General features: G+C 70.2%; 14 protein-coding genes and 1 pseudogene. All 15 read right to left on the bottom strand.

What is annotated here, in order from left to right; genetic code table 11:
• Position 1: 1 nt before the first annotated feature.
• Positions 2-541: pseudogene (locus tag OG746_RS15325) on the bottom strand (ABC transporter permease); the annotation flags it as partial.
• Positions 542-563: 22 nt separating this feature from the next.
• Positions 564-1,913, bottom strand: a complete 1,350-nt coding sequence (cysN, locus tag OG746_RS15330) for a sulfate adenylyltransferase subunit CysN (RefSeq protein WP_266715149.1) — start codon at positions 1,911-1,913, stop codon at positions 564-566.
• Between the two features lie 2 nt (positions 1,914-1,915).
• Positions 1,916-2,863 (bottom strand): sulfate adenylyltransferase subunit CysD, encoded by a 948-nt coding sequence (cysD, locus tag OG746_RS15335; RefSeq protein ID WP_266715150.1) that lies wholly within the window; start codon positions 2,861-2,863, stop codon positions 1,916-1,918.
• Positions 2,860-3,426, bottom strand: coding sequence for an adenylyl-sulfate kinase (cysC, locus tag OG746_RS15340; RefSeq protein ID WP_266715151.1), 567 nt, complete (start codon positions 3,424-3,426; stop codon positions 2,860-2,862). The genes cysD and cysC overlap by 4 nt, the downstream gene beginning before the upstream one ends.
• Positions 3,427-3,440: 14 nt before the next feature.
• Positions 3,441-4,166, bottom strand: a complete 726-nt coding sequence (locus tag OG746_RS15345; RefSeq protein WP_266715152.1) for a phosphoadenylyl-sulfate reductase — start codon at positions 4,164-4,166, stop codon at positions 3,441-3,443.
• Positions 4,163-4,342, bottom strand: a complete 180-nt coding sequence (locus OG746_RS15350; protein WP_266715153.1) for a hypothetical protein — start codon at positions 4,340-4,342, stop codon at positions 4,163-4,165. The genes OG746_RS15345 and OG746_RS15350 overlap by 4 nt, the downstream gene beginning before the upstream one ends.
• A complete protein-coding gene (locus tag OG746_RS15355; protein ID WP_266715154.1) occupies positions 4,339-6,036 on the bottom strand; it encodes a nitrite/sulfite reductase in 1,698 nt (565 codons plus the stop codon). The genes OG746_RS15350 and OG746_RS15355 overlap by 4 nt, the downstream gene beginning before the upstream one ends.
• Positions 6,037-6,366: 330 nt before the next feature.
• A complete protein-coding gene (locus OG746_RS15360) occupies positions 6,367-6,954 on the bottom strand; it encodes a GNAT family N-acetyltransferase (protein WP_266715155.1) in 588 nt (195 codons plus the stop codon).
• A 99-nt stretch (positions 6,955-7,053) separates the two neighbouring features.
• Positions 7,054-9,144: an MMPL family transporter gene (locus tag OG746_RS15365; protein ID WP_266715156.1), complete on the bottom strand. Its 2,091-nt coding sequence runs from the start codon at positions 9,142-9,144 to the stop codon at positions 7,054-7,056.
• A 170-nt stretch (positions 9,145-9,314) separates the two neighbouring features.
• A complete protein-coding gene (locus OG746_RS15370) occupies positions 9,315-9,803 on the bottom strand; it encodes a MarR family winged helix-turn-helix transcriptional regulator (RefSeq protein ID WP_266715157.1) in 489 nt (162 codons plus the stop codon).
• Between the two features lie 79 nt (positions 9,804-9,882).
• Positions 9,883-10,545, bottom strand: coding sequence for a DUF1266 domain-containing protein (locus OG746_RS15375; protein ID WP_266715158.1), 663 nt, complete (start codon positions 10,543-10,545; stop codon positions 9,883-9,885).
• Between the two features lie 57 nt (positions 10,546-10,602).
• Positions 10,603-11,577 (bottom strand): 4-hydroxythreonine-4-phosphate dehydrogenase PdxA, encoded by a 975-nt coding sequence (locus tag OG746_RS15380; protein WP_266715159.1) that lies wholly within the window; start codon positions 11,575-11,577, stop codon positions 10,603-10,605.
• Complete coding sequence (locus OG746_RS15385; RefSeq protein WP_266715160.1) at positions 11,574-13,103, bottom strand: tripartite tricarboxylate transporter permease; 1,530 nt, start codon at positions 13,101-13,103, stop codon at positions 11,574-11,576. The genes OG746_RS15380 and OG746_RS15385 overlap by 4 nt, the downstream gene beginning before the upstream one ends.
• On the bottom strand, positions 13,100-13,633 hold the full coding sequence (locus tag OG746_RS15390; protein ID WP_266715161.1) for a tripartite tricarboxylate transporter TctB family protein: 534 nt from the start codon (positions 13,631-13,633) through the stop codon (positions 13,100-13,102). Before OG746_RS15390 ends, OG746_RS15385 begins: the two co-directional genes overlap by 4 nt.
• Positions 13,630-14,604 carry a tripartite tricarboxylate transporter substrate binding protein gene (locus tag OG746_RS15395; protein WP_266715162.1) on the bottom strand — a complete coding sequence of 325 codons (975 nt, stop codon included), beginning with the start codon at positions 14,602-14,604 and terminating at the stop codon, positions 13,630-13,632. Before OG746_RS15395 ends, OG746_RS15390 begins: the two co-directional genes overlap by 4 nt.
• Between the last annotated feature and the right edge of the window lie 81 nt (positions 14,605-14,685).

Below are 14,685 nucleotides of genomic sequence, written 5' to 3' on the forward strand. Positions count from 1 at the left end.
CTCAGTTCTTGACGAGGAGTCCGCGGCCGCGCAGTGCGCGCCGCTCCAACGGGCTGAAGATCAACAGGTCGACGGCGATGCCGACGGTCGGGATGAGGAGGACGGCGAGGAGGATCATCGGCACGGACGAGGCGGCGTGGCCGCTTCCCTGGAACCGGTCGAGGCCCGACACCGAGGCGATCAGTTGTGCCGCCAGCAGCGCGCGCCACGTGAACGCCCAGCCCTGCTTGAGCCCCGCCAGGTAGGCGGGCGGCGAGGACCCGACACCGGCCGCGATCGCGGGGGCCGCGCCCAGCAGGATCACCCCGTACATCACCGGGGCGCTCAGGCCGAGCCACAGCACCACGGCCGGTACCCACAGCACCGACGGCAGCGACCGCAGGCCCGAGAGGACCGGGCCGACCGTCTCCCGCACGAACCGCATGCGGGAGACGGCGAGCCCGAGCAGCGTGCCGATCACCAGGGCGAGCAGGAAACCGGGCAGCCCGCGCGAGACGCTCGTCCAGACGAAGCCGGGGAGCGTGCTCGGCAGCCAGGCGCTCGGATTCATGCCGACTCGGGACTCAGAAGTCCCAACCCTCCTCGTCCACCAGTGCCTTGGGGTCCTCGGCCGAGGCGAAGGACTCGCCGGCCATGCCCGCCGCGAGCGTCGTGCCGTCCGACGGATCGACCAGCAGGAACGAGCCCGTCCGGCGCGAGTCCGCGTACGAGTCGATGGCGAGCGCCTCGGCGATCCGCACCTTCACCCGGCCGATGTCGTTGGCGACGAGCTGCCCGGGCTCCGGGTGCTGGGAGAGGTCGTCGAGCGTGAGCCGCGACGGGATCTCCTTGACGATCGCCTTGACCGTACGGGTGGTGTGCTTGAGCAGCACCCGCTGGCCGACGACGAGCGGGGTGTCGGCCACGTGGCACACCGTCGCCTCGATGTCCTGCGAGGTGGCGGGCGCGTCGTGGCTCGGCACGATCAGGTCGCCGCGCGAGATGTCGATGTCGTCCTCCAGGAGGAGGGTGATCGACTGCGGCGTCCATGCGACGTCAACTGCCGTTCCCAGCAGGTCGATTCCGGTGACCTTCGACGTGCGGCCCGAGGGCAGCACGGTGACGGACTCGCCGACGCGGAAGGTGCCGGCCGCGATCTGCCCCGCGTAGCCCCGGTAGTCCGGGTGCTCGGCGGTCTGCGGGCGGATCACGTACTGGACGGGCAGGCGCGCGTGGCAGCTGGTGAGGTCGTGGCTGACCGGCACCGTCTCCAGGTGCTCCAGGACCGTCGGGCCGCCGTACCAGTCCATGTTGGCGGACGGCTCCACGACGTTGTCGCCCGCGAGCGCCGAGATCGGGATGGCGGTGATCTCCGGGACGCCCAACTGCCCGGCGTACGCGGTGAATTCCTCGGCGATCTTCGCGAAGACCTGCTCCTGGTAGTCGACGAGGTCCATCTTGTTCACGGCGAGGACGACGTGCGGGACACGGAGCAGCGCGGCGACGGCGGCGTGCCGGCGGGTCTGCTCGATGACGCCGTTGCGCGCGTCGACGAGAACCACGGCGAGATCGGCGGTCGAGGCGCCGGTCACCATGTTCCGCGTGTACTGCACGTGGCCCGGCGTGTCCGCGAGGATGAAGCGGCGGCGCGGGGTCGCGAAGTAGCGGTACGCGACATCGATCGTGATGCCCTGCTCGCGCTCGGCGCGCAGGCCGTCCGTGAGGAGCGCCAGGTCGGGCTCGGCGGCGCCGCGCGAACGCGACGCGAGCTCGACGGCCTCCAGCTGGTCGGTCAGGACCGACTTGGAGTCGTGCAGCAGGCGGCCGACGAGCGTGGACTTGCCGTCGTCGACCGAGCCGGCCGTGGCGAACCGCAGCAGGGTCGTCGCCGAAAGCCCGGCCAGCTCTTCGGCGGCGGAGGTGGTGGTGCTCATGTCTAGAAGTACCCTTCGCGCTTGCGGTCTTCCATCGCGGCCTCGGACATCTTGTCGTCGGCGCGGGTGGCGCCCCGCTCGGTGAGCCGGGACACGGCGATCTCGGCGATGACCTTGTCGATGGTCGTGGCGTCGGAGTCGACGGCGCCGGTGCAGGACATGTCGCCGACGGTGCGGTAGCGGACCTGCCGCGTCTCGACCGTCTCGTCGTCCTTCGGGCCGCCCCAGTCGCCGGCGGTCAGCCACATGCCGCTGCGCTTGAAGACCGGGCGCTCGTGCGCGTAGTAGATCTGCGGCAGTTCGATGTTCTCGCGGGCGATGTACTGCCACACGTCCAGCTCGGTCCAGTTGGACAGCGGGAACACGCGGACGTGCTCGCCGGGCGCGTGCCGGCCGTTGTAGAGCTGCCACAGCTCGGGGCGCTGGCGGCGCGGGTCCCACTGGGAGAACTCGTCGCGCAGGGAGAACACGCGCTCCTTGGCGCGGGCCTTCTCCTCGTCGCGGCGGCCGCCGCCGAAGACGGCGTCGAACTTCTCCTGCTGGATCTTCTCGGTCAGCGGCACCGTCTGGAGCGGGTTACGGGTCCCGTCCGGACGCTCGCGCAGCTTGCCGGCGTCGATGTACTCCTGCACGGACGCGACGTGCAGCCGCAGCCCGTGCTTCTCGACGGCGCGGTCGCGGTACTCGATGACCTCGGGGAAGTTGTGCCCGGTGTCCACGTGAAGGAGCGAGAAGGGGATCGCGGCCGGGGCGAACGCCTTCAGCGCCAGGTGCAGCATGACGATGGAGTCCTTGCCGCCGGAGAAGAGAATCACCGGCCGCTCGAACTCGCCCGCCACCTCGCGGAAGATGTGCACCGCCTCGGACTCAAGAGCGTCCAAGTGGCTCAGCGCGTAAGGGCTGTCGGTCTCCTCGGAGCCCTCGGAGACGGAAGAAGCTACGGTCGTCATGCGGCGAGACCCCTCTCGGTGAGCAGCGCACGGAGCGCTGCCGCGGACTCCTGCACGGTCTGGTTCTGCGACTCGATGCGCAGGTCGGGCGATTCGGGTGCCTCGTACGGGTCGTCGACGCCGGTAAGGCCTGACAGCTCACCTGCCGCCTGCTTGGCGTACAGGCCCTTCACATCGCGTACGGAGCACACGTCCACGGGCGTGGCCACGTGCACCTCCAGGTACCCGGTGCCGCCGGTCTGGTGGCGCTTGCGGACGGCCTCGCGGCTGTCCGCGTAGGGCGCGATGACCGGGACGAGCGCCAACACGCCGTTACGGGCGAGGAGTTCGGCGAGGTAGCCGATGCGCTGGACGTTCGTGTGCCGGTCCTCCCGGCTGAAGCCGAGGCCCGCCGAGAGGTACTCGCGGATCTCGTCGCCGTCCAGCACCTCGACCTTGCGGCCCTCGGCGCGCAGCGTGTTCGCCAGCTCGTACGCGATGGTGGTCTTGCCGGCGGACGGCAGACCCGTGAGCCAGATGGTGGCTCCGGTCACTTGGTTCTCCAAAGTCCGTGTTTCGTTCATGAGTTCAGGCCCGGTCAGCCGTGCAGTCCGCACTCGGTCTTGGCCTGGCCCGCCCACCGTCCGGCGCGTGCGTCCTCGCCCTCCAGGAGGCGGCGGGTGCACGGGGCGCAGCCCACGGAGCCGTAGCCGTCCATCAGGAGCGGGTTGGTGAGCACGCCGTGCTCGGCGACGTAGGTGTCGACGTCGTCCTGCGTCCAGCGGGCGATCGGCGAGACCTTGACCTTCCGGCGCTTCTCGTCCCAGCCGACGACCGGGGTGTTGGCGCGGGTCGGGGACTCGTCGCGGCGCAGGCCCGTGGCCCACGCGGAGTACCCGGCAAGTCCCTCTTCCAGGGGCTTGACCTTGCGCATCGCGCAGCACAGGTCGGGGTCGCGGTCGTGCAGCTTCGGGCCGAACTCGGCGTCCTGCTCGGCGACCGTCTGCCGCGGGGTGAGGGTGATGACGTTGACGTCCATCACGGCCTCGACGGCGTCCCGCGTGCCGATCGTCTCCTCGAAGTGGTAGCCGGTGTCGAGGAAGACGACGTCGACGCCGGGCATCGCGCGGGAGGCGAGGTGGGCGACGACCGCGTCCTCCATGGACGAGGTCACGCAGAACTTCTTGCCGAAGGTCTTCACCGCCCACTGGAGGATCTCCAGCGGGGTGGCGTCCTCCAGGTCGCGCCCGGCCTGTTCGGCGAGCGCCTTCACGTCTTCGTTGTTCAACTCTTCGGTATCCGAGGCGACCTGAGTCGTCGTCATATCTGTTCCCCTCCACCGTCGTTGCGCTGAACCCCGCGGGCGAGAAGCCCGCGGAACTTCAACGTGAAGGCTCGGTTGCAGGCCGCGCATTCCCAGGCGCCGTGACCTTCTTCGCTCGGACGAAGGTCCTCGTCGCCGCAGTAGGGGCAGAAGAACGGGGCCGCGCGCTCGCTCACGACAGGGCCTCCGCACTCGCACGGGCGGCCCAGGTCGCGAAGCGCTCGCCGTCCTCGCGCTCCGCCTCGAAGTTCCTGACCACGCGCTCGATGTAGTCGGGCAGTTCGGCCGACGTGACCTTCAGGCCGCGCACCTTGCGGCCGAACCCGGCCTCCAGGCCGAGCGCGCCGCCGAGGTGCACCTGGTAGCCCTCGACCTGCTCGCCGTCCTTGTTGAGCATCAGCTGGCCCTTGAGACCGATGTCCGCGACCTGGATGCGGGCGCAGGCGTTCGGGCAGCCGTTGAGGTTGATGGTGAGCGGCTCGTCGAAGTCCGGGAGGCGCTTCTCCAGCTCGTCGATCAGCTGCGAGCCGCGGGCCTTGGTCTCGACGATGGCGAGCTTGCAGAACTCGATGCCGGTGCAGGCCATCGTGCCGCGCCGGAACGGCGAGGGCTTGACCTGGAAGTCAAGGGCCTCGAGCCCGGCGACGAGTGAGTCGATCTGGTCCTCGGTGACATCGAGGATGATCATCTTCTGCTCGACGGTGGTCCGCAGCCGGTCCGAGCCGTGCGCACCGGCCAGTTCGGCGATCTTGGTGAGCGTGGTGCCGTCCACCCGGCCGACGCGCGGCGCGAACCCGACGTAGAAGCGGCCGTCCTGCTGGCGGTGGACGCCGATGTGGTCGCGCCACCGGTGCGAGGGCTCCTCGGGCGCGGGACCGTCGACCAGCTTCCGCTTCAGGTACTCGTCCTCAAGGACCTGGCGGAACTTCTCCGGGCCCCAGTCGGCCATCAGGAACTTCAGGCGGGCGCGGGTGCGCAGGCGGCGGTAGCCGTAGTCACGGAAGATGCCGACGACGCCGGCCCACACGTCGGAGACCTCGTCCAGCGGCACCCACGCGCCGAGGCGCTGCGCGAGCTTGGGGTTGGTGGACAGGCCGCCGCCGACCCACAGGTCGAAGCCGGGCCCGTGCTCGGGGTGGTTCACGCCCACGAAGGCCACGTCATTGATCTCGTGGACCACATCCTGGACAGGAGAGCCGGAGATCGCGGTCTTGAACTTGCGCGGCAGGTTGGAGAATTCCTTGTTGCCGATGTACCGCTCGTGGATCTCGTCCACGGCGGGGGTGCCGTCGATGATCTCGTCGGCGGCGATCCCGGCCACAGGGGAGCCGATGATCACGCGCGGGCAGTCGCCGCAGGCCTCGGTCGTGGACAGGCCCACGGCCTCCAGCTTGTCCCAGATCGCCGGGACGTCCTCGATGCGGATCCAGTGCAGCTGGATGTTCTGCCGGTCGGTGATGTCGGCGGTGCCGCGCGCGTACTGCTCGGAGACCTCGCCGATCGCGCGCAGCTGCGGCACGGTCAGCCGGCCGCCGTCCACGCGCACCCGCAGCATGAAGTACTCGTCGTCCAGCTCCTCCGGCTCCAGGACGGCCGTCTTGCCGCCGTCGATGCCGGGCTTGCGCTGGGTGTACAGACCCCACCAGCGCATGCGTCCGCGCAGGTCCTGGGGGTCGATGGAGTCGAAACCGCGCTTGGAGTAGATCGTCTCAATACGTGTCCGTACATTGAGACCGTCGTCGTCCTTCTTGAACTGCTCGTTGCCGTTGAGCGGAGTGAAGTGACCCACGGCCCACTGGCCCTCGCCACGGTGACGGCTCACCTTGCGGCGGGGCGTGACGGGGGTAGGCGTATCCGGGGTGGCAGCCATGGAGATTTTCCTTCAGGCAGGCTTAGGGCGGCTCTGACCAGCACACTTCGCGCTGAGGCGCGGCGGTGCGCAGTGGATCAGGTGTAACGAGGAATCGGCGGTGCTGGAGAGATCAGCGCGCCGGACAGATGGCGCTGGACATGCGGCCGAAGTCGACGTGACGTCGACTCACCAAGGCGGTTCCAGCTGTAGACATGACGAAAGCGTGTCACGGGACTTTGGGCCCGGTCCACCATCGTCCGTAATCTGGACGAGATCGTCTCGAATCGTGGACGACAGTGGCGCCGGTCACAGTGCTGAGGGCTTGCTCGACGGGCAGGCGGGACGCGCTCAGGCGGCGGGAAAGGCCCCCGGCCACGGCCCCGCGGTCGGAAGGTCCGGCTCCTCTTCGGTCGCCGTGTGGAACAGCTTGAACCCGCGCCGCTCGTAGTTCGCCATCGCGTGCTCGCCGTCCTTGCTGCAGGTGTGCAGCCACACCCGCTTCGTGGGCGTCAGCTCGGGCCACCGCTCGGCGAGATCCCACGCGCGCGCGACCGCGTACGACAAGAGGTGGCCGCCGATCCGCCGCCCGCGGAACGCCGGGATCAGGCCGAAGTAGACGACCTCCACCACGCCGTCGTCCTGCGCGTCCAGCTCCACGTACCCGGCGGGCGTCCCCTTCTCGTACGCGACCCATGTCTCGGCACCCGGACGCGACAGCTGCTCCTGCCACTGCGCGTAGGTCCAGCCGAGCCGGTCGAGCCAGCGGATGTCGCTGCCCACGGACGCGTACAGGAACCGGCTGAACTCCGGGGAGGGGACCTCGGCGCGGGCGACGCGCACGTCGTCGCCCTCCGGCGGGGACGCGGGGCGCAGGTCGGAGGGCGCGGTCTGCTCCAGCGACCACGTGGTGACGGTGAGGGTGTTGCTGCTGCTCATGCGGCACATCGGATCACGGCCGACGCGCTATGGCCAGGGCTGCTCAGGATGCGGGAGGATCCGGCAGCGCGCTGCCGGATCCTCCCGCATCCCGGGCTCTCAGTCGGTGTCGTGGGTGCGGCCGAGGCGGCCGGGCCACCAGGACTTCGGGCCGATGTCCCGGACCAGTGCGGGGACCAGCAGCGACCGTACGACCAGGGTGTCGAGCAGGACGCCGAAGGCCACGATGAACGCGATCTGCACCAGGAAGGCGAGCGGGATCACGCCGAGTGCGGCGAAGGTGGCGGCCAGCACGACGCCGGCCGACGTGATCACGCCGCCCGTCGCGACGAGCGCCCGCAGGATCCCGTCCCGCACCCCGTGCTCCAGGGACTCCTCGCGGGCCCTCGACATCAGGAAGATGTTGTAGTCCACGCCGAGCGCGACCAGGAACACGAACCCGTACAGCGGCACGGACGCGTCGGTGCCGCTGAAGCCGAAGACGTGCTTGAAGACGAGCGCGGAAATGCCCAGCGTCGCCACGAAGTTGAGCGCCACCGTCGCCACCAGGAGCAACGGCATCACCAGGGACCGCAGCAGCCCGATGAGGATCACCAGGATGATGGCGAGGACCACGGGAACGATCAGCGTCCGGTCGCGTTCTGCGGTGTGCTGGGTGTCGTACTGCTGCGCGGTGTAGCCGCCGACGAGGGCGTCGGCGCCGTCGACGGAGTGCAGCGCCGTACGGAGTTCGACGACCGTCTCCTTGGCCGCGTCGCTGTCGGCCGGGTCCTTCAGTGTGACGTCGACGCGCACCTTGCCGTCCACGACGCGGGGGGAACCGCCGCCCGGCCGTCCCTGCTCGGTGAGGACGGCCGCGCTCGCGACGCCGTCGACCTTCTCGGCACGCGAGACGACCGCGTCCCGGTGTCCGGCGTCCGCGATCACCACGGCCGGGTTCCCGGAGCCGCCGGGGAAGTGCTCGGCCAGCGTGGCCTGCGCGGCGACCGAGGGTGCGTCGTTGACGAAGATCTCGTCGAGCGGCACGCCCTTCGAGTCGAGGGCGGGAGCGAAGGCCGCGCACGCCAACAGGCCGGCGAGGGCGATCGCCCAGATCTTGCGCGGCGCCCGCTCCACCGCCCGCGCGACGCGCCGCCACAGACCGTGCCCCGCGCCCGAGCCGTTGTCGGTGCGCACCTTCGCGGGCCAGTACGCGGCGCCGCCCAGCAGGACAAGCGCGGCCGGCAGGAACGTGAGGGTGCTCAGGACGGCGCAGCCGATGCCGATGGCGCCGACCGGGCCGAGCGCCCGGTTGTTGGTGAGATCGCTCAGCAGCAGGGCGAGCAGGCCGAGGGCGACGGTGGCGGCGCTGGCCACGATCGCCCCGGAGGAGCGGCGCAGCGCGGCCCGCATCGCGGCGAACCGGTCGGTGCCCGAGGCGAGTTCCTCGCGGTAGCGGGCGGTGAGCAGCAGCGCGTAGTCCGTCGCGGCGCCGATGACCAGGATCGACAGGATGCCCTGCACCTGCCCGTCGACGCGTACGACGTCGTGGTCGGCCAGGGCGTAGACGACGGCGCAGGCGGCGCCGAGGGCGAGGACCGCCCCGATGATGATCACGAAGGGGAGCAGAACGCTGCGGTAGACCAGGATCAGGATCACCAGGACCGCCACGAGCGCGACCGACAGGAGCAGCCCGTCGATCCCGGCGAAGGCGTCGGACAGGTCGGCCTGGCTCGCCGCGGGGCCCGCGACGGCGACCGTCGTGCCCGGCACCTTCGACGCCGCGGACTCGACCGCGTCGAGCGTCGGCGCGAGTCGGTCCCCCAGATCGGGGCGGAGCTGCACGACCCCTTGCAGGGCCTCGCGGTCGTCCGACGGCAGGGCGGGCGACACCTGTCCCACGACGCCGGGCTCGCCCTTCAGCGTGGCCAACGCGCGCGTGGCGGCGGCCTGTTGGTCGTCGGTTATCCGGCCCCCGCCGTCGGCGGTCCACACGACCACCGCGGGGAGCGTCTCGTCCTCGCTGAAGGCGCGCTGCGCGTCGATCACGCGCGTGGACTCCGCGTTGCGCGGCAGGAAGGCCGCCTGGTCGTTGGTGGCTACCTCGCCGAGTTTCCCGGCGTACGGACCGAGCGTGCCGCCGATGGCGAGCCAGCCGAACAGCAGGACGATCGGCACGAGCCAGCGGGCGCGTCGGTGGGTGCGGGGCATGGGTCTCCCAAGGAAGGCGGCCGGACAATCTCAATTGGAAAGTATCTCAATGATTGAGTTAACCCGGATGGTGGCATACGCCGTTCCTTCTGCCGAAGCCGGGCCCGTGGATGCGGGGGATACGGTCGAAAAGGATCTGGACCCGAGGGCTGCCCAGGTGAGAGGGCTGCCTAGGTTCGAGGGCTCTCGACCGCGGCGAGCTCCTCGTTGAGCGAGCCCAGGAACCGCACCACGACGTCCAGTTCCGCCGCGCTGAAGTCGCCGCGCACCCGGTCGGCCGCCTCGGCGAGCGGCCCGAAGTACTTGCGCGCCCGCGCCTGCGCCCCCGGCACGTACTGAAGATGAACCACCCGCCGGTCCTGGCTCTCCCGCACCCGCCGCAGATGGCCGGCGCGTTCGAGCCGGTCCACGCAGGCGCTCACCGCGCCGGACGTCAGGCCGAGGCGGCGGCGCAGCACACTCGGGGTGACGGGCTCCGCGGAGTCCAGGACGACGGCGAGCGCCTGCACGTCCGTGGGGTGCAGGCTCTGGCCGGTGGCGAAGCCGTGCACCACCCGCGTGAGTTCTCCGTTGAGGCGGCGCAGCTCCACCGCGAGATGCCGCAGGTCCGCCTGCGCGGACGCGGCCCCTTCGGCGGCTTTCTCGGCCCGTCCACCCACGCCCACCACTGCGTTCCCTTCGCGTGGGACGGTGCCCGTTCGGCACCGTCCGCTCGATCCTGTACGAGGGTGCGCCAGCTTACTCGGGCCGCCCGGGCGCGCCTGACGTGCGGCTTCGGTCGGCGGGCCGGTCGGGGCGGCGGATGACGTCCAGCGGCGCCCGGTGCCACGGGCTCTTGCGGTTCGCCGGGTCGAGCAGGGACTTCATGTGCGCGTCGGCGACGTCCCGCGGGGCGATCAGCGACTCGGAGGGCGTCCCCTGCGCGCCTTCGTGCCAGACCGAGAGGCCGAGGAGGTAGTGGTCGGCGTACTCCTGCCACGTGTTGTACGTGCCCGCCACCTGCGGCACCACGTTCTTGAGCAGGTTCCACGCGTCCGCCTCGGAGAGCAGCCCCGCGGCGAAGCCGCAGCGCGCGATGTCCGCGTACAGGGCGATGTCCCAGGCCAGCGGTGCCACGCCGACCCGGGCGCGGGCCTGCTCGCGGAACCCCGACCGCGCCAGCGCGCCGAGCCGCCCCAGCAGCTCGTCCCGCGTGCCGCTCTCCCACTGCCCGGCCAGCCGGCGCCGCGCCTTGTCGTCGTCGATGCGGGTGAACGGATAGAGCGTGGTGCGCGACGCGTCCTTGTCCGGGCGTACGGGTGCGCTCAGGGACACCATCCAGAGCTGGTGCAGGGTGAGCGGTGTGCGGTAGCGCCGCTCCGCCTTGGGTCTGATGCGCGGGATACGTTCGAACATGGACATGCGGCCGGAGCGTACCGAACCAATCTGAGCCTCTGTGGCGGGCCTCTCAAGCCCCGCTCAGCGCCGCGCCAACCGCACCGCCAACTCGAACGCGTTCCGGATCGACCCGGTGTTGGCCGCCCCCCGTCCGACCAGGTCGAACGCAGTGCCATGCGCCGGCGTACAGATCGGAATCGGCAACCCACCCGCGATGGTCACACCCCCGTCGAAGCCCATCAGCTTCATCGCGATCTGCCCCTGGTCGTGGTACATCGTCAGCACCCCGTCGAACTCCCCGGCCCGCGCCTTCAGAAAGATCGTGTCGGAGGGGAACGGCCCGCTCAGGTCGAGCCCACCCTCGCGCAGGTCGCGAATCGCGGGCGCGATGATGTCCAGCTCATGACGGCCGAAGCGCCCGTTCTCACCCGCGTGCGGATTCAGCGCACACACCCCGATACGTGGCACCCCGACCCCCGCGCCCCGCAGCACCCGGTCCAGGAGCCGCCCCGCCTCCGTGACCCGTTCGTATGTGATCCCGGCGTCGACCTCGGCGATGGAGACGTGCGAGGTGACGCGCGCGGTCCACAGACCGGGCACCACGTTGAGCTCGGAGGTGAAGGAGTCGACGCCCAACTCCTCCTCGAACCACCGCAGTTCATCGCTCTGCGTCATCCCGGCCAGATGCAACGACGACTTGTTGAGCGGAGCGAAAAGCATCGCGCCGACCTCACCCGTCCGCGCCAGATCGAGCCCGGTCTTCAGACGGTCGAGCGCCCAGCGCCCGCCCTCCGCCGTCGCCGCCTTGCGCTGGAAGCCGCCACTCGGACGCTCGGGCGCGGGTCCCGGATGCAGCAACTCCCGTGCCCAGCCCAGGTCCACGCCCGCGTCCTCGCCCGCCGAGCGCAGCTCCTCTTCGTCGGCGAGGAGCACGAGATCGGCGGCCGCACGGGTCTTCGGGGCGTCGAGCAATCGGGCCACCAGCTCGGGCCCGATTCCGGCCGGGTCGCCGAACGTCACAGCCACACGCGGAAGTTCAGAAGTCTGCGTACTCATGAGGTCTTCTCCGGAGTCTTGGGTTCGGGGGCCTCTGCGGCCTCGGGGACGGTACGTGCGCGGCGCAGCCTGCGGGTCACCGGCGGGCCGGCCACCAGCACCACGGCGAGCGCCAGGATCGTCACCGCGGCCGGGCTGTGCAGGATGAGCAGGGAGTCCTCGCCCGACAGTGCCGACGTCTGAACCAGCGCCTTCTCGAACAGCGGGCCGATGACCAGGCCGAGGACGAGCGGCGCCACGGGGAAGTTGAGCCGCTTCATCGCGTAGCCGACGAGCCCGAAGAACAGCACGATCCAGATGCTGAACATGCTGTTCTTCACCGAGTACGCGCCGATCAGCGAGGTCACGATGATCAGCGGGTACAGGAACGCGTAGCGCACGCGCAGGAGTTGGGCGAAGACCGGCGCCAGCGGCAGGTTGAGGATCAGCAGCAGAAGGTTGCCGATGAAGAAGGAGACCAGCAGGCCCCACACCAGCTCCGGCTGGTTCTCGAAGAGCAGCGGGCCCGGCTGGATCCCGTAGACGAGGAACGCGCCGAGCAGTACCGCCGTCGTCGCGCCGCCGGGGACGCCGAGGACGAGGGTCGGCACGAAGTTGGCGTTGGAGGCGGAGTTCGTGGCCGCGTCCGGGGCGACGACGCCCTCGATGGCGCCGGTGCCGAGCTGCTTGCGGTTGCGGGAGAACCGCTTCTCCGCCCCGTACGCCATGAACGACGCGAGCGTCGTGCCCGCGCCCGGCAGACAGCCGAGGAGGAAGCCGAGGACGGTGCCGCGCGCGGTCGGGGCGGCCGCCCGCTTCAGGTCCTCCTTCGTCAGGAGCAGATCGCGGAACCGGGCCCGGATCGGCTCGGCCATGCCGATGTGCAGCTGGTTGAGCAGCTCGCCGATCGCGAACAGGCCGATCATGACCTCGACGAACGGGATGCCGCCGAACAGGTCGATCTGGCCGAACGTGTAGCGGGGCGTGCCGCTGCCGCCGTCCACGCCGACGCAGCCGATGAGCACGCCGGTGAGGCCGAGCGCCATGCCGAGCAGCAGATTGCGGCCCGAGAAGACGACGATCGTGCACAGGCCGAGGATCATCACGGCGAGCATTTCGGGCGGCCCGAAGTCGAGCGCGAGATGCGCGAAGAACGGGGCCACCGCCATCAGCGCGATCAGCGACACCATCGCCGAGACGAACGCGCCGAGCGCCGAGATCGCGAGCGCGGGACCGGCTCTCCCGGCCCGTGCCATGCGATAGCCGTCGAGGGTGCTGACCACCGATGACGCCTCGCCGGGCGTCGCGATGAGGATCGCGGTGATCGTCGCCCCGAACTGGGCGCCGTGGTAGATCCCGGCCAGCATGATCAGCGCGGTGAGCGGCGAGAAGGTGAGCGTGACCGGGATCAGGATGGCGACACCGGTCGCCGAACCGAGCCCCGGCAGAATGCCGATCACGGTGCCGAGGAGCACGCCGACGAAGCACCACAGGACGTTCTCGGGGCTGAGCGCCGCACCGAATCCGGTGACGAGATGGTCGATCACAGCTGGCTCCAGACGGCGGGGTCGAAGAGACCGAACGGCAGCGGGATGCCGAGGATCGTGATGAACAGCAGATAGGACACGGCGAACACGAGCACCGCCACGAGCACACTGCGCGCGAGCGGCTGACGCTCCACAACCGCCGTGAGGAACAAGGTCATCAGGGTCAGCGCGGGCAGCAGCCCGAGGAACGGCACGAGCAGCGCGGTGACCACCATCGTCACCACGACCACGATCAGCTTCGTGCGAACCCGCTGCGCCTCCTCGGCGCCGACCTCGGCCGCCTCCTCGACGTGCCCGTCGCCCTCCAACACCGAGCCCGTACGCAGTTCCTGACGCACCAGCAGCAGGCCGAGGACGGCGAGCAGCAGGCCGGCCGTGCGAGGCATCACGCCGGCGCCGATGGTGCCGTCCTCCGGCTGGGTCCACGGATAGGCGAAGGAGCCCGCGAAGAACAGCGTGCCGAGCGCGGTCAGTACGCCGTACGCGATGAGGACCGGGCGGCGCGCCCGCGCCGGGATGGGGGTCGTCACTTGAGGTCCTCCTTCACCTGGGCGTCGTACGTCTTGAGATACGCGGCGAACTCCGGGCCGCTGCGGTGGGCGGGCGTGAGCATGTCGGCCTTCAGGTACGCGTGGTACGCCTTCGACTTCATGGCCCGCTCCAGCGACCTGATCCAGTACCTGCGCTGTACGTCGTCGATCCCGGCGGGCGCGAACACCCCCCGCCACAAGGTGACTTCGGCATCCAATCCCTGCTCCTTGGCCGTCGGAACCTTGCCGAGGACCGGGTCGTCATAGCGCTTCGCGGTCATGGTGCACAGCGCCTTCATGTCACCGCTCTGCAGATACGGCTTCGCCGACGAGGCGCTGGAGGGCGCGATGTCGATCTGCTTGCCGAGCAGCCCGGTCAGCACCTCGCCGGTCGAGCCGTAGGGCACGACGCCGAACTTCCCGCCCTGCTTCTTGAACTTGCCGATCACCAGCGCGTCCGCGCCCGTCTTGCCGCTCGACCCGGTGACGACACGCTTCTCGCGCGCGGCCCGCACCACGTCCGGGCAGGTCTTGTACGGGGAGTCCTTGCGGGCCACGACGATGCGGGAGTCCTCCGCGAACATCATCAACGGCGTGAACGACTTGTACGTGAACGGCACGTCGTACACGAGCGGGAGCGTGTTGAGGGCGCCCTCCGCGACGAGCAGCGCGTTGCCGTTGCCCTCCTCGGCGAGGAAGCCGGCCCAGCCGACGGCGCCCGAACCACCCTCCTTGTTCTCGACGTTGACGTGATAGCCGCCGTCGAGCTCATTGAGCCCCTGAGCCATCACACGCGCCGAGCGGTCGCTGCCGCCACCCGGCGCGAACGCGACGAGCGCGGAGACCGAGCCGCGCGGATGCCAGTCCTTCGGCACCTCGGGGGTGGCGTTGAGCAAGGTGCACGAGGTGAGTGCGGTGACCAATGCCGTGGCTCCGGCGAGACGGCACGCCGCACGCAGTGGTGACGTCATCGTCGACCTTCCTGCGGATCCGAGATCCTATGGGATATGGCCGTGACCGTAGGTGTGCCGAAGGAGCCATGACAAGAGGCG

Origin of the sequence: Streptomyces sp. NBC_01016 (genome assembly GCF_026341035.1) — a bacterium.
Lineage (GTDB): Bacteria > Actinomycetota > Actinomycetes > Streptomycetales > Streptomycetaceae > Streptomyces.